This is a genomic window from Pseudomonas sp. zfem004 (assembly GCF_032621715.1).
GTDB classification, from domain to species: domain Bacteria; phylum Pseudomonadota; class Gammaproteobacteria; order Pseudomonadales; family Pseudomonadaceae; genus Aquipseudomonas; species Aquipseudomonas sichuanensis.
In genome coordinates this window covers 2,819-20,902 of sequence record NZ_JAVYJF010000029.1, presented here as the reverse complement: position 1 = coordinate 20,902, position 18,084 = coordinate 2,819, and the positions used below count along the sequence as shown (strand labels likewise).

The window sequence follows — 18,084 nt, the reverse complement described above, 5'->3', positions numbered from 1 at the left end:
GGTCTACCCCTTCGGGTGCATCAGGCGTGGGTTGCTGGCGATCGACAGCACGTCGGCGCCGGTATTGAGCAGGATGTAGGTGCCGGCGAAGATCAGGCTGCAGGCCTGCACCACCGGGATGTCGCGCTTGGCCACCGAGTCCACCAGCAACTGGCCCAGGCCTGGGTAGACGAACACCACCTCCACCACCACCACGCCCACCACCAGGTACGCCAGGTTCAGCGCCACCACGTTGACGATCGGCGCCAGGGCGTTGGGCAAGGCGTGCCTGAAGATGATCCGCGCAGGCGACACGCCCTTGAGCCGGGCCATCTCGATATAGGGGCTGGCCAGCAGGTTGATCAGCGAGGCGCGGGTCATGCGCATCATCTGCGCGATCACCACCAGGCTCAGGGTCGCCACCGGCAGCAGCGACACCTGCAACACCTCAGCCAGCGACGCCCCCGGCGCCAGGCTGGAGATGCCCGGCAGCCATTCGAGCTTGACCGCGAACACCAGAATCAGGATGTAGGCGACGAAGAACTCGGGGAACGACACCGCGCTCAGCGCACCGGTGTTCAGCAGCCTGTCGAACCAACTGTTGCGGTACAGCGCCGCGAGCATGCCCAGCAGCAACGCGGTGGGCACCGAGAACAGCGCCGCCAGCAGGGCCAGGCTGAAGGTGTTGCCCAGCCGCGCACCGACCAGCTCGACGATGGGCCGCTGGTTGGCCAGGGACACGCCCAGGTCGCCGTGCAGCAGGCGCCAGGCCCACTGCACGAAGCGCTGCACGGGCGACAGGTCCAGCCCCAGTTGGGCGCGGAACGCCGCCACGGTTTCCGGGGTGGCCGACTGGCCGAGCATGGCCTGGGCGATATCGCCCGGGAGCATGCCGACGGCCAGGAAGATCACCACCGACACCGCAAACAGCGACAGCAGGCCCAGGGCCAGGCGCTGCATCAGTAACTTGCCAAGGGTATTCACCATTGCACTCCTTCAACGCATGCGAAGTTCAGGCCTGCCACCAGCGCTCGATCACCCGCAGGCCATCGAGTTCGCCGTAGGGCGCGGTCTGCCCGCCATGTACCACCCGGCTCGAGCGTGCGGCCACGGAACTGGCGAACAGCGGCACGATTGCCCCGCCATCGTCGCGGCACAGCGCCTGCATCTCGTTGTACATCTCGCGGCGCAGCGTCTCGTTCATCTCGCCGCGTGCGGCGTTGAGCAGCTGGTTGAAGCGCGGGTTGTCCCAGTGGGTCTCGTTCCACGCCGCGCCCTTGGCGTAACCAATGCTGAACATACGGTCGGCGGTCAGGCTGGAGTACCAGAACGAGGTGGTGAAAGGTTGTTTCATCCAGACATTGGAGAAGAACCCATCGGCCGGTTCGCGCACCACGTCGATGTCGATCCCGGCCTGGCGCGCCTGCTCCTTGAACAGCACCGAGGCATCCACCGCGCCGCTGTAGGCGGCGTCGGAGGCCTGCAGGCGCACCTTGAGGCTGTCCATGCCGGCCTGGCGCAGATAGAAGCGTGCCTTGTCCGGGTCGTAGGCACGCTGTTCCAGGGCCGGGTTGATGAAGCGGTTGGCCGGCTGCAGCGGGTGGTCGTTGCCGACCTGGCCGTAGCCATACAGCACCGAGGCCAGCAGCGCCTCGCGGTCGACCGCGTGCTTGAGGGCCAGGCGCACGTTGTTGTCCTTGAACTGTGCGCTGTCGGTGAGCATCGGGAAGGTGTAGTGCTGAGCGCCCTTGGTTTCCTCGATCACCAGCTTCGGGTTGCGCTTGAGCAAGGCCACGGTCTTGAGGTCGACTTTGTTGATCACATCGACCTTGCCGGTAACCAGCGCGTTGACCCGCGCGGCGCCATCGGCGATGGCCAGCAGTTCGGCGCTGGCGAAGTGCGCCCTGCCGGGTTTCCAGTAGTCGGGGCTGCGCTCCAGGTCCATGCGTACGCCAGGCTCGAAGCCCTTGATGCGGTAGCCGCCAGTGCCGATGCCGGCCTGCCAGTCGGCCAGGCCGTCCTTGGCGGGCATGATCACCAGGTGGTAGTCGGCGACCACGTAGGCGAAGTCGGCGTTGCCCGAATGCAGCTCGAACACCACGGTGTCGGGGGCGCTGGCGTGAACCTGGGCGACATCGCCCAGTACGGTCTTGGCGGCGGAGGTGGATTTTTCGCCCAGGTGGTGCTGGATCGAGGCGACCACATCGTCGGCGCTGAGGGTCTTGCCGTTGTGGAAGGTCACGCCCTGACGCAGGGTGAAGGTCCAGGTTTTCGCGTCCGGGCTCGATACCCAGCGCTCGGCCAGCTCAGGGATGGCGGTGCCGTCCACGGCGATTTCGGTGAGGGTGTTGTACACCGCCGAGAAGCCGATGAAGGTGAAGGTGTCGACCCATGAGCCTGGGTCCTTGGAGTCGGTGGTGCTGCCCCCCGCCAGGCCCAGGCGCAGGGTGCCACCGGGTTTTGGCGTGGCATCGGCAGCATGCCCGTTCAGTGGCAGACCGAGGGAAAACGCCCCGGCGATGGCCGCGGCGGCGGCGCTGTATTTCAGGAAGTCCCGGCGCGGCAAGCCGCCGTCGAGAATGGTCTGAGGTCTGTTCTTGTTGTTATCGCTCATGCATGTGCCCCTGTTGAACCGCAAGGAATTGTTGTTCGGTCAAAGCGGAGTGCGTAGAAGCTGTGTATTATTTGTAATTGTTACCGTAACAAATACATTAGCGGCACGACAAGCTGTTTTCCAAGGGCCCGAGCAGGGCACTTTTCATCGTGTAACATCAGCGTTTTCGCAGGGAGCCACTTCCTCCATGAGCCAGTCGACCCGCCTGATCACGGCTTCGTACATTCTCTCGTTCGTGGCGGCCAATGCCCCGCAGAAGCTGCGCACCGAGACCATCGCCAAGTGGGTGAAAGTGCACCCCACCCGAGTGCGCGGGCTGGTGTCGCAGATGGTCAAGGCCGATATCCTCACCTCGTATCGCGGCGCCCAGGGCGGCGTGACCCTGGCCCGCCCGCCGCAGCAGATCACCCTGCGTGAGGTGTATGACGCGGTGCAGGAAAGCTCGCTGATCGCCGAGAAGATCGACAACCCGTTTGCCGGGATGGAGGATCACTGCAAGGTGTTCGAGGTGTTCACCCGGTTGTTTGCGATGTTGGAGCAAAACATGCGGTTGGACTTGGGGACGATCACGGCGGATCAGTTGTTCGTGGCGTTTGATACGCCGCAGGAGCAGGTTGGTTGATAGCGCTGGCGCTCTGCGCCAGATCGCGGGGCAAGCCCGCTCCCACGCTGTGGATTAGCCACACCAATCCAACCTTTGGGAGCGGTCCACCTCGTGGGAGCGGGCTTGACCCGCGAAGGGGCCCTCAGAGCTGGATTGCCTTCACTTCGACAAACTCACCCAACCCCTCCTCCCCCCATTCACGCCCATTGCCCGACTGCTTGTATCCCCCAAACGGCGCCTGGTAATTGAATGCCCCACCATTGACGAAGCACTGCCCCGCGCGCAGCTGTCGCGCCAGTTGCAGCGCCTTGTCCCGGCTGCCGGCCCATACCGCGCTGGACAACCCGAACGGCGAATCATTGGCCAGCGCAATCGCCTCGGCCTCGTCGGCATAGGGGATCAGGCACAGCACCGGCCCGAAAATCTCCTCCTGGGCGATGCGCATACGGTTGTCTACATCGGCAAACAGCGTCGGCGGCACGTAGAACCCGCGCTCGAAGCCCGGCGCCGTTTCACCGCCGCACAGCAGCCTTGCGCCCTCCTCCTGGCCGACACGGATGTATTCCTGCACCGTACGCCGCTGCCCTGCCGAACACATCGGTCCAAGGAAGCTGCGCGGATCCTGCGGGTCACCCATCACCAGCCCACGCACCTCGTCCACGGCGATCTCCAACGCCTCGGCATAGCGCGACGCCGGCAACAGCATTCGGGTCAGCGCGGTGCAGGTCTGCCCCGAATTGATCATCACGTCCTGCACGCCATAACGCACTGCCGCGTCCAGGTCGGCATCGGCGCCGATCAGCAGCGGCGACTTGCCGCCCAGCTCCAGGCACACTCGCTTCACCGACGGCGCCGCCGCCTGGGAGACACGCACGCCCGCGCCGGTGGATCCGGTGAACGAGACCATGTCCACCTGCGGGTGCCGCGCCAAGGCCTCGCCCACTTTCGACCCCGGCCCGCTGACCAGGTTGAACACCCCGGCCGGTAAGCCGATAGCCTCGATCATCTCGGCCAGCACAAAGGCATGCAGCGGCGTTTCCTGGCTGGGCTTGACCACCACGGTACAACCGGCCGCCAAGGCCGGCGCCAGCTTGCCGATCAGCTGATGCAGCGGGTAGTTCCACGGGTTGATGAACGCGCACACGCCCACCGCCTCGCGGTACACCAGCGAGTTGCCGACCTCGCGCACCTGGTCCATCAACCCGGCCAGCTCTATGTACTGCTCAAGCCCAGCGATCGGCCCGTCCACCTGCACCGGCCGGCACCACTGCACCGGCATGCCCAGCTCGGAGGTGATCACCGCGGCCATCTCGTCGGCGCGGGCCTTGAGCTGATCGACCAAGGCACGAATGTACCCGGCGCGCACGCTGGAAGGTGTTCGTGACCAGTCGGCAAACGCCCGGCGTGCCGCCTGCACCGCCCGCTCCACATCCTCTTCATTGCCCAGCGGCACCTTGCCGGCGACCGTTTCGCTGGCCGGGTCGATCACCTCGGCCATGCCCTGCCCCACCGGCTGCTGCCAGCGGCCATCGATGAACAAGCGGCTGTACTCACGCATTGCGTTGCGCCTCCATCAGCTCGCCGGCACACAGCACGATACGCCGGCAGGCTTCGCGCAAAGGCTCTGCCCCTAGCACCAGGCCCAGGCGGATATGCCCGGCCGCGCTCGGCCCGAAGGCCTCACCGGCCAACACCGAAACCCCATGCAGATCGAGCAGGCGGTTGGAAAAATCCTGTGCACTCAGCCCGGTCTCGCGGATATCGACCATCACGAACATCCCGCCATCGGGCTTGAGCGCGCGCACACCCGGGCAATCCGCCAGGCTCGCGCACACTAGGTCGCGGCGCTGGCGGTAGGCGTCACGCATCGCGTCCAGTTCCGGCAGCTCCTGCTCCAGCGCAGCCACCGCGGCGTCCTGGATGAAGTCCGGCGAGCCGTACAGCATGCACAGCGCCAGGTTCTCCAGGTGCCCGGCCAGGGCCGGCGAACCCACCACCCAGCCCACCCGCCAGCCGGTCATGGCATGGGACTTGGACAGGCTGTTGAGCGTCGCCGTGCGCTCGGCCATACCCGGCAGACTGGCGGGGCTGATGTGCTCGCCGTCGAACAACAGCTCGCTGTAGACCTCGTCGCTGATCAGCCACAGATCATGGCCGATGCACAGTTCGGCCAGCGCTTCCCAAGTGCTGCGCGGCAGGCTGGCGCCGGAGGGGTTGTGCGGGCTGTTCAGCGCCAGGGCGCGGGTACGCGGGGTGATTCGCGCAGCCACATCCTCGGGCTGCACACGAAAGCCATGCTCCGGGCGTACGGGCACTGGTATCACTTTCGCCCCACAGGCGCCGAAGACTGCTTCGTAGGTGACATACATCGGCTCGGCGACGATGACTTCATCGCCCGGCTCCAGCACGCACTGGGCCACGCAGAACAGCGCGCACTGCGCGCCCGCCAGCACCGTCACCTGGTCGGCCGTCACCGCCTGGCCACTGCGCTGCCGGTGCCGCCGGGCGATGGCCTCGCGCAGGCTGCGCTTGCCACGCACATCGGCGTAATGGGTGTTGCCGGCCTGCAGGCTGTCCATCGCGGCCTGAACGATAGGCGCCGGCGTGTCGAAATCCGGGTCGCCCACCGACAGCAGCAGTACGTCGCGGCCCTGTTCGAGCATGGCCAGGGCGCGGTAGTGGATCTCCCAGGCGGCAGCGCCGTCACCGGCGATCCGTTGGGTCAGGGAAGAAAAACGCATGGCAAGTATCCTGTTGTGCGGGATGGGCTCAGCGCGCGCAGGCGTGCTTGAGCTCGATCAGGGTCACGCAGTTGCGGGCGAAGCCGCCGCGCAGGTCCCGTTGCAGTTCATCGAGGCTTTGCGGCTGGGCGACCGTGCAGCCGAAGGCGCGGGCCAGGCCTGCGAAGTCCGGGTTGCGCGGCAGCACGCCGATGGGCTCGATGTCCAGGTTGAGCATGTCGTCGCGGATCTGCCCCAGCGCGTCGTTGTTCCACAGCAGCACCACCAGCGGGCGGTCCAGCTCTTCGACGGCAGTGGCCAGTTCCTGGGCGGTATAGAGGAAGCCGCCGTCGCCCACCAGCACCAGGCCTGGGCGCTCGTTGCTGGCGAACATGCCGCCGATGCCCGCCGGCAGGCCGTAGCCGAGGGTGCCGTAGCCGGTCGGGTGCAGCCAGCTGCGCGGCGCCCGGCTGTTGAACACGTAGTTGCCGGTGTAGGCCAGCTGGGTCATGTCGGTGCTGATGAAGGCGTTGTCCGGCAACTCGGCGGCGATGCGGTCGAGGATGGCCTGGTGCAGCGCCTGCAACGGACCGTGGCTGGCCTGCACGGCGCTGCGCAGCGTGGCCACCGAGACGCTGGCCGCCGTGGCATCGCGCACGCTGTCCGGCAGCTGTTCGAGCAGCGCAGCCACGGTCTGCCGGGCATCGCCATGCAGCGCCACTGTGCAGGGATAGAAGTCGTTGAACTTGCGCGGGTCGATATCCACCCGCAGCAGCTCGCCGTTCAATGGCAGGCGCTCGCGCCAGAAGTCGGTGTCGGCCATTTCGGTACCAACCGCCAGCACCACGTCGGCCTGGGCGATCAGCTCCCAGCCGGGCTCGACGCACAGGCTGGAGCCGGCGTTGAGCGGCGAGTCCAGGGGCGCCAGGCCCTTGCCGGCCACGCTGGTGAAGAACGGCGCGGCCAGGCGCTTGCTCAGCAGTTGCAGCTCGGTCGCGGCACTCAGCGCGCCCCCCCCGGCAATGATCATCGGGCGTTTGGCCGCTGCCAGCTTGCTGGCCGCCAGCTCCACGCATTCAAGGTTCGCCGGGCCGCGCCCGGGGCGGCGCACCACATCAAAGCTCCAGTCCCGCGCCACGGGCGCCGCCAACACATCCAGCGGCACCGAGATATGCACCGGACGCGGCCGTTCGCTGTCGAACACCGCATAGGCGCGGGCGATCAGCTCCGGCAGGTCCTCGGCCTTCAGTGCCACCGCCGAGAACGCGGTGATCGGCGCGGTCATGGCGCGCTGGTCCTGGGTCTCGTGCAGGCAACCCCAGCCTTTGCCCAGGCTGGCCGTGTGGTTGACGCTGGAGATCACCAGCATCGGGATCGAGTCGGCGTAGGCCTGGCCAATGGCGGTGGCGGCGTTGGTCACGCCGGGGCCGGTGATGATGAAGCACACCCCCGGCTTGCCGCTGACCCGCGCATAGCCGTCGGCCATGAAGCCGGCGCCCTGCTCGTGGCGAGTGAGCACATGGCGGATGCCGCTGCCGGGCAGGCCGCGGTACAGCTCCAGGGTGTGCACGCCGGGGATGCCGAAGACGGTATCGACGCCGTAGTTGGCCAGCAGGCGCACCAGCGCCTGGCCACCGGTCAGTGTGTTGTTCGTCATGTTCAAATCCTCACGCCTGACCGAGGCGGATCAAGGCATCGACCGCGGTGGTGCCGGTGGCACCGACCATCAATGGGTTCACATCCAGCTCCAGCAGCTGGCTGGCGTTCTCGCAGGCGTAGTCGGCCACCGCGCGGATGGCGGCGACCAGCGCGTCCAGGTCCGCCGCCGGTTTACCGCGAAAGCCCTGCAGCAAGGCGGCGCTGCGCAGGCCGAGCACGGCGTTGCGGATGGCGCCGTCGGTGGTCGGCAACAGCAGGCTCTTGCTGTCCTTGAGCAGCTCGACGAGGATGCCGCCGGCACCGATCACCAGCGCCAGGCCGAAGTCCGGCTCGCGCTTGATGCCGACGATCAACTCGGCCAGCGGTGCGCTGGCCATGGGTTCGAGCAGCACCTGGTCGAAGGCGACGCCGGGGGCGTAGGCGGCGATGCGCGTGCGCATGTGTTCCAGCGCCCGGCTCAGGGCCGCTTCATCACCCAGGTTCAGCGCCACGGCGCCGGCTTCGGTCTTGTGCGGCAACTGCGCACTGACGGCCTTGAGCACCAGCGGGAAGCCGACCTTGCGCGCATCGGCCAGTGCCTGCTGCGGGCTGCTCAATACGCCGTTCGGCACGGGCAGGCCAAAGCCACGCAGGGCCTGCTTGGACTGCCATTCATCAAACAGATGGCTGTCACTGCCCAGGGCCTGCGGGCACAGCGGCACCAGCGCCGATTCACCCAGGGCCAGCAGCGCCTCGCGCTGTTGCGCATAGCGGGCCACCCGCCCCCAGGCTGCAAGGCCATCCTCCACCCCTTGCAACGCCGGTACGCCGGCTGCGTGCAAACGCTCGCGGGCGCTGGCCGGCAGCAGTTCGGGGAAGGCAGAGGTGACGAAGCCGGTCTTGCCATGGCGCTGTAGCGCCTCGCAGAACAGCCCCAGCAGCAGGTCGCATTCCTTGCGTTCGCCAGTGAACTCGGCGGGGTAATCCAGCACCAGCATGGCCGCGTCGGCGTCGCTGCGCAGGGCACTGTCGAGCATGCGCTGCTTGGCTGGGCCGTCGCCCCAGATGGCCGTGGTGAAGTCCAGCGGGTTGACCAGGTTGGCGTAGGCCGGCAGCACCTGGGTCAGTTCGTCGACCTGGCTGCTGTCCAGGGCTGGCAGGCGCAGCTGGTTGCTTTCGCTGTAGTCGGCGATCAGGCCGGCATCTCCCCCCGAGCAGGCCAGGGCAATCAGGCTGTCGCCCTTGGGCAAGTTGCCGCAGGCGGCGGCCTTGAGGGTTTCGACGAAGCTCACCGGGCCGCTGACACGGATCACCCCAAGGCGCTCGAACAGGCTGTCGTACAGGGCGTCGGAGCCGGACAGCGAGCTGGTATGGCTCAACGCCAATTCAGCGCCGATCTGCGACACGCCGGTCTTCAGCGCGATGATCGGGATGCCCTTGTGCAGCGCCTTGTGCGCGGCGCGGGCAAAGCCCGGCACGTTCTTCAAGCCTTCCAGGTGCAGGCCGATGGCCGTGACCCGTGGCTCGTCGAGCAGCACATCCATCAGCTCGGCGATGCCCAGCTGGGCCTGGTTGCCGACCGAGGCCATGTAGGCCACCGGCAGCGAACGGTCGCTCATGGACAGGTTGTAGGCAAAGTTGCCGCTCTGGGTCAGCACCGCCACGCCCTTGTCCACCGCCTTGCCGCCGTGGGCCACGGGCCACAGGGCGGCGCTGTGCAGGTAGTCGAGCAGGCCGTAGCAGTTGGGCCCGAGCAGGGCCATGTCGCCGGCGGCGGCCAGCAGTTGCTGTTGCAGGGCCTGGCCTTCGGCGCCGCTTTCGGCGAAGCCCGAGGCATAGCAGATCGCCCCGCCCGCGCCCTTGGCGGCCAGTTCGCCGACGCAGGCCAGGGTCAGTTCGCGGTTGGTGGCGATGAACACCGCGTCCGGCGCACTGGGCAGCTCGGCCACGCTGCGCACGCAAGGCACGCCGTCGATGCTGTCGTGCTGCGGGTTCACCAGCCACAGCTGGCCCTGGTAGCCACCGTCGGCGCAGCGCTTGAGTGCGCGGGCCATGCTGCGCCCGCCGATGAAAGCCAGGTGCCGGGGCGCCAGCAGGCGCTTGAGGTTGTCACGAATGGCGTTGGACATGACGAGGCTCCGGTCAGCGCAGCAGCGGGCGCAGCAGTTCGCGGGAGATGATGTGGCGCTGGATCTCCGAGGTGCCTTCCCAGATCCGCTCGATCCGCGCGTTGCGCCAGATCCGCTCCACCGGGCCTTCGTCCATCAGGCCCATGCCGCCGTAGATCTGCACGGCCTCGTCGGCGACTTTGCCCAGCACTTCGCTGGCGAACAGCTTGGCCATGCCGGCCTCGCCGTCGGTCATGCTGCCCTGGTCCATCTTCCAGGCGGTGTGCAGGGTCAACAGCTCGGCGGCGCGGATCTGCGTGGCCATGTCGGCCAGCTTGAACGACACCCCCTGGTAACTGCCGATCGCCTGGCCGAATTGCTTGCGGTCGGCTGCCCATTGCAGCGACGCATCCAGCGCACGCTGGGCCTGGCCTACGCAGTTGGCGGCGACCATCACCCGGCCTGCGGTCAGCCAGGCGTTGGCCACTTCCCAGCCCTTGCCGACTTCACCGAGCACCTTGCTGGCCGGCACGCGGCAGTCGTCGAAGAACATCTCGTAGGTGTGGTAACCGCGGTTGCTCACGCATTTCGGGCCGCGGCGGATGGTCATGCCCGGGGTGTCGCGGTCGACCAGGAAGGCGGTCACCGCGTTGCGCTTGCGGCCGTTGTGCTCATAGGTGTCGGTGACGGCGAAGACGATGGCGAAGTCGGCGTGCCCGGCATGGCTGATGAAGTGCTTGCTGCCGTTGAGCACGAAGTCGTCGCCCTCGCGCAGGGCGCGGGTCTTGATGGCGTTGGCGTCGGAGCCCGCGCCCGGCTCGGTCAGGGCGAAGCAGTCGATCTTCTCGCCCTGGATGCACGGCAGCAGGTAGTCGTCGATCTGCTGGCCGGTGCAGGCCATGAGGATCTTCGAGGGCCGCGCAACGAACACATGCAGCGCCCAGGAGACTTTCGACAGCTCGCGCTCGATCAGCGCCTGGGACAAGTAGTCGAGGCCGCCGCCGCCCACTTCCTCGGGCATGTTGAAGGCGTAGAAGCCAGCGGCGATGGCCTTGCCGCGGATCTGCGCGGCGAGTTCGGGAGAGACTTCATCGGCGCGGTCCACGGCTTCTTCATGGGGCAGCAGCTCCTTGGCAACGAAGCTGCGTACGGCATCCACCAACATTTCTTGTTCTTGGGTCAGTTGGAAATTCATGGCCTGTTCCTGGGTAACCGGGGGAAAGAGGGAGTGCTTATTTGCCGATAAAGCGTGGCGCGCGTTTTTCGCTGGCGGCGCGCAAGGCCTCGGCGCCGTCTTCGCTGCGCCCGCAAAGCAGGCCGGCGGCCAGTTCCGCGCCGAGCTGTTCGGCCAGGCTGCGCTGGGCGCCGTCACGGATCAGGCGCTTGGTCTGGGCATGGGCGAAGGTCGGGCCCTGGGCCAGGCGCGCTGCCAGTTCGGCGGTGGCCGTGGCCAGTTGCTCGTCGGCGACCACTTCACCCACCAGGCCGGCGGCCAGGGCACGCTCGGCGCCCCAGAGTTCGTCGAGGAACAGCAGGCGCTTGGCCTGTTCGCTGCCGATCAGCCGTGGCAGGTGCCAGCTGGCGCCGGCGTCCGGCGAGTAGGCCATGCTGGTGTAGCCGGCCTTGAAGCGGGCGGATTGCGCGGCCAGACGCAGGTCGCAGCACAGCGACAGGTCCATGCCGGCGCCGACGGCGGTGCCGTTGATGGCGGCGATGGTGGGTTTATCGAGGCTGTGCAGGCATTGCATCAGGGCGTGGGCGGTTTCGGTCCAGCCGTAGGTTTCCAGGGCGCCGCGGGCTTCGGCCTCGGCCCATTCGGCCAGGTCGGCACCGGCACAGAAGCTGCGGCCCGTGCCGGTCAGCACCACCACGCGCACGGCCGGGTCGCTGTTGCAGGTTTCCAGGGTGGCGTGCAGGTGTTTGAGGGTCGGGATGTCCAGGGCGTTGCGCTGGTCGGGGCGGTTCAGGGTGATCCAGGCGACGCCGGCTTCAACCTGGATGAGTAGGGACGACGGAGCAGTCATGACGGGCCTCGGATTGTTGTGATTGTGCTGAGGGTGGGTGACTTGGGGGTCATGCTAAACGAGTGTTCAGCAAGGAGGCAATTGGGGCGGAAGGCGGTGTTACAACTTCGAACAAGTGGTTTGAAAATGGGCTCAAGCAAAGCATTCGTGGGAGCGCCGGTGCGCCGATGCGACTTGCCCCGCGACAAAGCCAGTCCGGCCTATCGCGGGGCAAGCCCGCTCCCACGCACACCTACCGATCAGGTCACGCCACCGGCACCTCCACCGCCACCCCCTGCCGCCGACGCTGCACCACGAAATACGCCGCATAACACAGCGCAATAAACCCAAACCCCCAATACAACGAAGGCCGCTGGGTCTCATCCATCGCCAAGAACACGAACAGCGAACTGCACAGGGTGATGCACAGCAACGGCACCAGCGGGTACAGCGGCGCCCGGTACTTCAGGTCGCTCACCTGCCCGCCCTCGCGCAGGAACTGCTGGCGGAAGCGGTACTGCGCCAGGGCAATCACGATCCAGGTCACCGTCCCCGACATGCCGCTCACCGCCATCAGCACCATGAACAAGGTGTCCGCTGCGACGAAGCTGGTCATCAGCGAGATCAGCGCGAAGCACAGGGTGATGAACAGCGCGCGCAGCGGTACGCCACGGCTGCTCAGCGGCGACAGGCTCTTGGGCGCCATGCCGGTCTTGGACATCGCCCAGAGGATGCGAGTAGACGCATAGAGGCCTGAGTTACCCACCGACAGGATCGCGGTGAGGATCACGAAGTTCATCAGGTCCGCCGCAAAGGGGATGCCGACCATGTCGAACACCTGCACGAACGGGCTTTCCATCAGCCCGGCCTGCTGCCAGGGCACGATCGCCGACAGCACCACGATGGCCAGCACATAGAAGATCAGCACGCGGAACACCACGTTGCGCACCGCCCGCGGGATGCTCTTTTCCGGCTGATCGGTCTCGCCCGCGGCCACGCCCATGATCTCGCAGCCCTGGAAGGCGTAGACCACGGTCATCATCACGGCGAACACGGCCGACAGGCCGTTGGGAAACAGCGATTCACCGATCAGGTTGGTCATCATTGGCGCCGGTGCCCCGCTGGTCAGCGGGATGGCGCCGAAGATCACCAACACCCCGACGATGATGAAGCCGAGAATCGCCGCCACCTTGATGCCGGCAAACCAGTACTCAGCCTCACCGAAGGCACGGGTGGCCAACGCGTTGATACCGAACAGCACCGCGACGAACAACGCCGACCAGTACCAGATCGGCACGCCTGGGAACCAGCGTTCCATCAGCATGCCGGCAGCGGTGAACTCCAGGCCCACGGTGGTGGCCCAGCTCATCCAGTACACCCAGCCGATCATGAAGCCGGTGGCGGGGCCGATGAATTTCGTCGCATGGGCCTGGAACGAGCCGGACACCGGCATCTGCACCGACAGCTCGCCCAGGCAGACCATCACCAGGTACATCAGGAAACCGGCCACCAGGTAAGCCAGGATCGCGCCCACCGGCCCGCCCTGGTTGATGGTCACGCCCGAGCCCATGAACAGCCCGGTGCCGATCACGCCACCGAGCGAGAGCATGAAGATGTGCCGGCTCTTCAATGCCCGTGTAAGTTGGATACCTTCAGCTTTACGGCCTTTCATTATTGTTATCTCCAATAAGCCTTTAGGGCCGCGTGTGCAGCGGCTGCCCCGATTATTGGAAAGCGATGTAAGACCCGATTGACCGTAAAGATCGAAGATGTAAAAAGTCGTAAGTTTTTTGTCGCTCAGGCGGCCAACAGTTCAGCCAGGCTGTGTTCGGCGCGCAGCAGGTGCTCACTCAGCAACGCGCCCATGACCTGCACCGCCGTTTTATCCCGCGCCAGGGCGTGCGTTTCGAGGCTGCGCAATGTCGCCGCCAACCCGCAGAACCCCATGGAATCGCTGCTGCCAGCCAGCCGATGGGCCAGGTGGATCACCTCGGTACAGTCGCCCGCCGCGACTGCCTCCAGCAGTGCCTGGCGCTGCTGGTGCAGCGCGTCACGCAGACCAGCCAGCAGGCCATGCAGCTTCTGCGCGCCGAGCAGGGTGCGGTGGGTATCCAGCAAGTCGTGGTCCAGCCACGCAGCCGTGGCCGATTGCGGTTGATGGTCCTGGCCTGCCAGCGCCTGACGCAGGTTGGCCAGCTTGAGCGGCTTGCCCAGCACCCCCTGCATGCCGGCATCCAGGTAAGCGCGCACCAGCCCCGGTTGGACACTGGCGGTCAGCGCCAGGATGCGCGTGTCGCGGTTGGGGGTATCGCCCGCCCGCACCTGCCGGCACAGCGCCACGCCGCTGATGCCCGGCAGGTGCACGTCCAGCAGCAGCAGGTCGAAGCGCCGCTGTGCGCACAATTCAAGCCCCTGCTCGGCATCCTCGGCCAGCCACACCCGGTGGCCGTCACGCTCAAGCAACCCGCGCACCACCTCTCGGTTGAGCGCCACGTCCTCCACCACCAGAATGTCCAGCGGCGCCGTGCTTGCAACGCCAGCCGGCAGCGCCTCGGCCTGTTGCACCACCTCAAGGTCGAGCTCGAACCAGAAGCAACTGCCCTCTCCCTCGCGGCTGCGCACGCCGATCTGCCCGCCCATCTGTTCGACCAGGTGCTTGCTGATCGCCAGCCCCAGGCCCGTGCCGCCATAACGCCGCGCCACCGCCTCGCTGGCCTGGACGAAGCGGTCGAAGATCTTCGGCTGCATCGCCTCGCAGATACCGATGCCATCGTCGCTGACACTCAGGCGCAAGTGCTGGCGCCCGGCTTCCTCACGCAGCACCTGCACCTCGACCAGGATCTCGCCGCCCTCGGTGAACTTGATCGCATTGGCCAGCAGGTTGCTCAGCACCTGACGCAGGTACTGCTCGGCACCGCGCTGGTGCGCGGCCAACCGAGGGTCGATGCGGCACAGCACCACACTGTCGTTGGCCAAGGCTCGGGGTTCGAGCAGCGTCAGCACTTCGTCGCACAACTGGCGCAGGGAAAAGCCCACGGTTTCCGGGTGGCTTTCGCCTTCTTCGAGCCTGGCGAAATAGAGCACTTCGTTGAGGATGCCCAGCAGCCCTTCGCCAGCCTTGTACAGCGCCTCCAGGCGCTTGCGGTCCTGCGCCGCCAACCCGGCGTCGCGCAGCAGTTCGGCCATGCCGAGGATGCCGTTGAGCGGCGTGCGCAGTTCGTGGCTCATGGTGGCGAGGAAGCGCGACTTGGCCAGGTTGGCCGCCTCGGCGTCGTCCTTGGCGCGCAGCAGGCTGGCGGTGCGGCGCTCGACCTGCTTCTGCAGTTCGTCACGGTTGTCCTGCAGGGCCAGGCGATCGGTCTCGCGGCGCTCGATATCGCTGAGGATCGCCCGGCGCATGTCGTCCAGCGCCAGGGCCACGCTGTCGATCTCGTCCGGGTACAGCGAGCGGCGCTTGTTCAGGCGCAGCGGTTCATGCCACTGCCCGGCGCCGATGCGGCGGGCGAAGTCGGCCATCACCTGCAAGTGCCGGGTAACCAGCCGATAGAACAGCCCCGACAGCGCCAACGCCAGCCCGCAGAGGAACACGCTCATCCACAGCAGGCTGGTCAGGCCGGTGGCGAACAGACGGCGGTGCACCGCGCCAAGGTCGATGCTCACTTCAAGCTCGCCAAGGTGGCGCGCAGGCCCGGAAGGCGGCTGGAAATCCAGGGCAAAGCGCTCGACCCGCAGCGGCCCCTTTGGCGCCGGGTCGCCTTGCTGCAAGGTGAAGTCGTCGCTGTTCAGGCGCACCCGCGCCACATCGGAGAAGTCCACCAGCCCACGCAACTGCACGTTCAGCTGCTCCTGGTTCAGGTCCCACAGGCTGCGCTCGAGGCTGGCCAGGTAACCGGCACGAATCAGCTCCATGCGCCCATCGATGTCGCGCATCTCGCGTCGGTACTCGAAGTACAGCTGCACACTGCTGGCCAGCACCGTGAAGCACAGGCTGAACAGCAGGATGAACAGCAGCAGCCGACGCAGCAGGCCACCCGGTTGCAGGCGGGTCATGGCTGCTGGACCATGTCGCGGTAGGTGACCTCGCTTTCATGCAGCCAGCGCTCCAGTTCGCCGGCATCGGTCATTTTCTGCAACTGCGCGTCGATCTCGTTCATGTGCTCACTCAAGGGCGAGTGGCGCGACACCGCCACGCGCAGGTAGTCGACACTCAGCGCCGGCCCCAGTGCGACGATGTCCCGGGCACCGGGCAGGTGCTCGACGAACAGCTGGCCGGTGCGCCGCTCCTGGATCACGAAATCGATGCGCCCGCGGATCAGCTTGCCGAAGTTCTGCCCGCTGTCCGATACCCATTCGATGTTCTGGTGCCGCGCCACGAAACGGTCGAAGTCGGCGCCGTAGCTTTCGCCGAACAGCAGCCCGCCACGGTAGCGGGCCAGGTCTTCGAGGGTTGCGAATTTAAGCGGCCGCTGGCGGTTGGCAAACACCGCCACCTCTTCGCGCAGCACCGGCACCGTGGAGAAGCGCATGGCCTGGGCGCGTTGTTCCGAGGCGTAGGCCAGCACCACGTCCACCCGCCCTTCGGCCGCGTCCAGCAGGCAACGCTGCCAGTTGCCCAGCACCACCATCTCGACCCGGTAGCCCAGCCGCCCGAACAGCTCGCGCACCACCGTCGGCGCCAGGCCGCGCGGTTGCTTGCCATCGCTCCAGGACACCGGCGGGTAGACCGGGTAATCGCAGTAACGGACGGTCTCGGCGGCCTGCAAGGCGCCGCTCAGCAGCAGCAACAGCAGGCCGAACAGGCGCCGGCTCACGCGGCCACGCTGGCGGTGAACAGGTAGCCGGCGCCGTGGATGGTGATGATCAGCTCGGGCTCAGCGGGGTCGTCATGCAGCTTGCGCCGCAGGCGCCCGACCAGCACGTCGATGGAACGGTCGTTGGGCACCCACTCGCGGTTGCGGATCTGGTCCATCAACTGGTCGCGGCTCAGGGTGTGGCCGCTGTTGCGCAGGAACACGCTGAGCAGCTGGAACTCACCGTGGGTCAGCAGGGTTTCGCCACCTTGCGCATCGATCAGGCGGCGGCGGTCGCAGTCCAGTGCCCACTCCCCGAACTGCTTGAGGGCGGCAGATGCCTGGGTGGCGGGCCGGCTGCCCTGGGCGTGGCGTACGCGGCGGATCAGGTTCTTGGCCCGCGACACCAGCTCGCGGGGGTTGAGCGGTTTGCTCACGTAGTCGTCGGCGCCGCATTCCAGGCCGACGATGCGGTCGATGTCGTCGTTGCGGCCGGTGATCAGGATGATCCCCACCTCCGAACGCACCCGCAGCTCGCGGGTCAGGGTCAGGCCATCTTTGCCTGGCAGGCGGATATCCAGCATCACCAGCTCCACCGGCTGCTCGGCCAGCAGCGCCTCGGCCTGTTCCGCAGTGGCGGCGCAGTGGACGGTATAGCCTTCCTGGGACAGGTAGGCCTGGAGCAAATCACGAATCAGCGGATCGTCGTCGACGATCAGTACCCGAGAGGTCATTGCGTTTGGTCCTGAGTCGCCCGTGGGCGTGTTTCTTATTAGAGTGGGCCAAGACTAGCGATTGCTGAACGGTCGATCAACAGCCCTCGGCCGGCAGGGTGAAGCGTTGCCGACCGCCGGCTTGCAGGCCGTCGACCCAGGCTTCGCAGATCTGCACGCCCTGGGCCGGGGTGAAGGTGCCGGGGTTCAGGCCCGACTCCAGCCACAGGCCGTCGAGCAACGCGCTCAGGCTGATGGCGGCCAGGTCGGCGTCGAAACGCTGCCAGCCCTCCTCCCGCGCCAGTTCGCTGAGCAGGCTGCGCAGTTCGCGGCGGTATTCGCCGTAGGAGTGGTCGTGCACCTGGTTGATCGCCTCGGCGGTTTTCACCGCGCCCCAGAACGCCAGCCAGGCGTCGAGCAGTTGCGGGTCGAGCAGTTCGGCGCTGAACGAGCCGCGAAAGAACGCCGACAGCCGCTCGCGGGCGTTGGGCGCGACCTGGTCCATGGCCTCGCGCAGCAGCTGCATCACTCGGCCGGTGACGGCCATGTAGGCTTCGGCGACCAGTTCGTCCTTGCCGGAATAGTGATGGCTGATCAGGCCGACCGAAACGCCGGCCTCGGCGGAGATCTTGCGGATCGAGGCGCCCTGGAAGCCATGGCGTTTCAGGCAGGCCAGGGTGGCCTCGACCAGATTGGCCTTGCGCAGTTCGGGCAGCATGCGGCTGAAACGGGCTTCCTGGGACATGGGTGGGTCTCGTGGCGGGATATGCAGTTGAACGACTGTATAGCAACTGCGGCGAGTGGCGAAAGCCTGACGCTTACTGTAGGAGCGGCCTTGCGCCGCGAAAGGGTCGCGAAGCGGCCCCGGGATCTATGGTTCCCACAAGATTGCCGGGGCTGCTGCGCAGCCCTTTC

Annotated in this window: 14 protein-coding genes; 1 reads left to right on the top strand and 13 read right to left on the bottom strand. The window is 66.7% G+C overall.

The genetic code is table 11. The annotated features are described in order from the left end of the window. Positions 1-3 precede the first annotated feature (3 nt). Complete coding sequence (locus RTH46_RS23510; protein ID WP_153785765.1) at positions 4-963, bottom strand: ABC transporter permease; 960 nt, start codon at positions 961-963, stop codon at positions 4-6. 28 nt (positions 964-991) lie between these two features. Next, positions 992-2,593 carry an ABC transporter substrate-binding protein gene (locus tag RTH46_RS23505; RefSeq protein WP_316906760.1) on the bottom strand — a complete coding sequence of 534 codons (1,602 nt, stop codon included), beginning with the start codon at positions 2,591-2,593 and terminating at the stop codon, positions 992-994. Between the two features lie 187 nt (positions 2,594-2,780). Here RTH46_RS23505 and RTH46_RS23500 point away from each other — a divergent pair, with 187 nt between their 5' ends. Then, on the top strand, positions 2,781-3,215 hold the full coding sequence (locus RTH46_RS23500; RefSeq protein ID WP_110992875.1) for an RrF2 family transcriptional regulator: 435 nt from the start codon (positions 2,781-2,783) through the stop codon (positions 3,213-3,215). Positions 3,216-3,339: 124 nt separating this feature from the next. Here the strand turns inward: RTH46_RS23500 and RTH46_RS23495 are convergent, their stop codons facing one another. From RTH46_RS23495 to RTH46_RS23445, 11 genes are all read right to left on the bottom strand, one after another. Next, positions 3,340-4,755, bottom strand: coding sequence for an aldehyde dehydrogenase family protein (locus RTH46_RS23495; RefSeq protein ID WP_316906759.1), 1,416 nt, complete (start codon positions 4,753-4,755; stop codon positions 3,340-3,342). After that, positions 4,748-5,938 (bottom strand): pyridoxal phosphate-dependent aminotransferase, encoded by a 1,191-nt coding sequence (locus tag RTH46_RS23490; protein ID WP_316906758.1) that lies wholly within the window; start codon positions 5,936-5,938, stop codon positions 4,748-4,750. The genes RTH46_RS23495 and RTH46_RS23490 overlap by 8 nt, the downstream gene beginning before the upstream one ends. Positions 5,939-5,966: 28 nt before the next feature. After that, on the bottom strand, positions 5,967-7,574 hold the full coding sequence (locus RTH46_RS23485) for a 5-guanidino-2-oxopentanoate decarboxylase (protein ID WP_316906757.1): 1,608 nt from the start codon (positions 7,572-7,574) through the stop codon (positions 5,967-5,969). Positions 7,575-7,584: 10 nt separating this feature from the next. Continuing rightward, positions 7,585-9,684 carry an acetate--CoA ligase family protein gene (locus RTH46_RS23480; protein ID WP_316906756.1) on the bottom strand — a complete coding sequence of 700 codons (2,100 nt, stop codon included), beginning with the start codon at positions 9,682-9,684 and terminating at the stop codon, positions 7,585-7,587. 13 nt (positions 9,685-9,697) lie between these two features. Continuing rightward, on the bottom strand, positions 9,698-10,858 hold the full coding sequence (locus tag RTH46_RS23475) for an acyl-CoA dehydrogenase family protein (protein WP_110992870.1): 1,161 nt from the start codon (positions 10,856-10,858) through the stop codon (positions 9,698-9,700). A 37-nt stretch (positions 10,859-10,895) separates the two neighbouring features. Then, the gene (locus RTH46_RS23470; RefSeq protein WP_153785753.1) at positions 10,896-11,687 is read right to left on the bottom strand and encodes an enoyl-CoA hydratase/isomerase family protein; all 792 of its coding nucleotides are present in this window, start codon (positions 11,685-11,687) and stop codon (positions 10,896-10,898) included. Between the two features lie 244 nt (positions 11,688-11,931). Continuing rightward, positions 11,932-13,338 carry an amino acid permease gene (locus RTH46_RS23465; RefSeq protein WP_316906755.1) on the bottom strand — a complete coding sequence of 469 codons (1,407 nt, stop codon included), beginning with the start codon at positions 13,336-13,338 and terminating at the stop codon, positions 11,932-11,934. 125 nt (positions 13,339-13,463) lie between these two features. Continuing rightward, positions 13,464-15,716 carry an ATP-binding protein gene (locus RTH46_RS23460; RefSeq protein WP_316906754.1) on the bottom strand — a complete coding sequence of 751 codons (2,253 nt, stop codon included), beginning with the start codon at positions 15,714-15,716 and terminating at the stop codon, positions 13,464-13,466. Beyond that, positions 15,713-16,477 carry a substrate-binding periplasmic protein gene (locus RTH46_RS23455; RefSeq protein ID WP_316906753.1) on the bottom strand — a complete coding sequence of 255 codons (765 nt, stop codon included), beginning with the start codon at positions 16,475-16,477 and terminating at the stop codon, positions 15,713-15,715. The genes RTH46_RS23460 and RTH46_RS23455 overlap by 4 nt, the downstream gene beginning before the upstream one ends. After that, a complete protein-coding gene (locus RTH46_RS23450; protein WP_153789214.1) occupies positions 16,474-17,190 on the bottom strand; it encodes a response regulator in 717 nt (238 codons plus the stop codon). Before RTH46_RS23450 ends, RTH46_RS23455 begins: the two co-directional genes overlap by 4 nt. 76 nt (positions 17,191-17,266) lie before the next feature. Then, positions 17,267-17,914 carry a TetR family transcriptional regulator C-terminal domain-containing protein gene (locus RTH46_RS23445; RefSeq protein WP_110992864.1) on the bottom strand — a complete coding sequence of 216 codons (648 nt, stop codon included), beginning with the start codon at positions 17,912-17,914 and terminating at the stop codon, positions 17,267-17,269. Positions 17,915-18,084 lie beyond the last annotated feature (170 nt).

Coding starts and splice junctions, on each gene's coding strand:
- RTH46_RS23505 (WP_316906760.1), bottom strand. CDS start 2,593: ATGAGCGATAACAACAAGAACAGACCTCAGACCATTCTCGACGGCGGC.
- RTH46_RS23500 (WP_110992875.1), top strand. CDS start 2,781: ATGAGCCAGTCGACCCGCCTGATCACGGCTTCGTACATTCTCTCGTTC.
- RTH46_RS23495 (WP_316906759.1), bottom strand. CDS start 4,755: ATGCGTGAGTACAGCCGCTTGTTCATCGATGGCCGCTGGCAGCAGCCG.
- RTH46_RS23490 (WP_316906758.1), bottom strand. CDS start 5,938: ATGCGTTTTTCTTCCCTGACCCAACGGATCGCCGGTGACGGCGCTGCC.
- RTH46_RS23485 (WP_316906757.1), bottom strand. CDS start 7,574: ATGACGAACAACACACTGACCGGTGGCCAGGCGCTGGTGCGCCTGCTG.
- RTH46_RS23480 (WP_316906756.1), bottom strand. CDS start 9,684: ATGTCCAACGCCATTCGTGACAACCTCAAGCGCCTGCTGGCGCCCCGG.
- RTH46_RS23475 (WP_110992870.1), bottom strand. CDS start 10,858: ATGAATTTCCAACTGACCCAAGAACAAGAAATGTTGGTGGATGCCGTA.
- RTH46_RS23470 (WP_153785753.1), bottom strand. CDS start 11,687: ATGACTGCTCCGTCGTCCCTACTCATCCAGGTTGAAGCCGGCGTCGCC.
- RTH46_RS23465 (WP_316906755.1), bottom strand. CDS start 13,338: ATGAAAGGCCGTAAAGCTGAAGGTATCCAACTTACACGGGCATTGAAG.
- RTH46_RS23460 (WP_316906754.1), bottom strand. CDS start 15,716: ATGACCCGCCTGCAACCGGGTGGCCTGCTGCGTCGGCTGCTGCTGTTC.
- RTH46_RS23450 (WP_153789214.1), bottom strand. CDS start 17,190: ATGACCTCTCGGGTACTGATCGTCGACGACGATCCGCTGATTCGTGAT.
- RTH46_RS23445 (WP_110992864.1), bottom strand. CDS start 17,914: ATGTCCCAGGAAGCCCGTTTCAGCCGCATGCTGCCCGAACTGCGCAAG.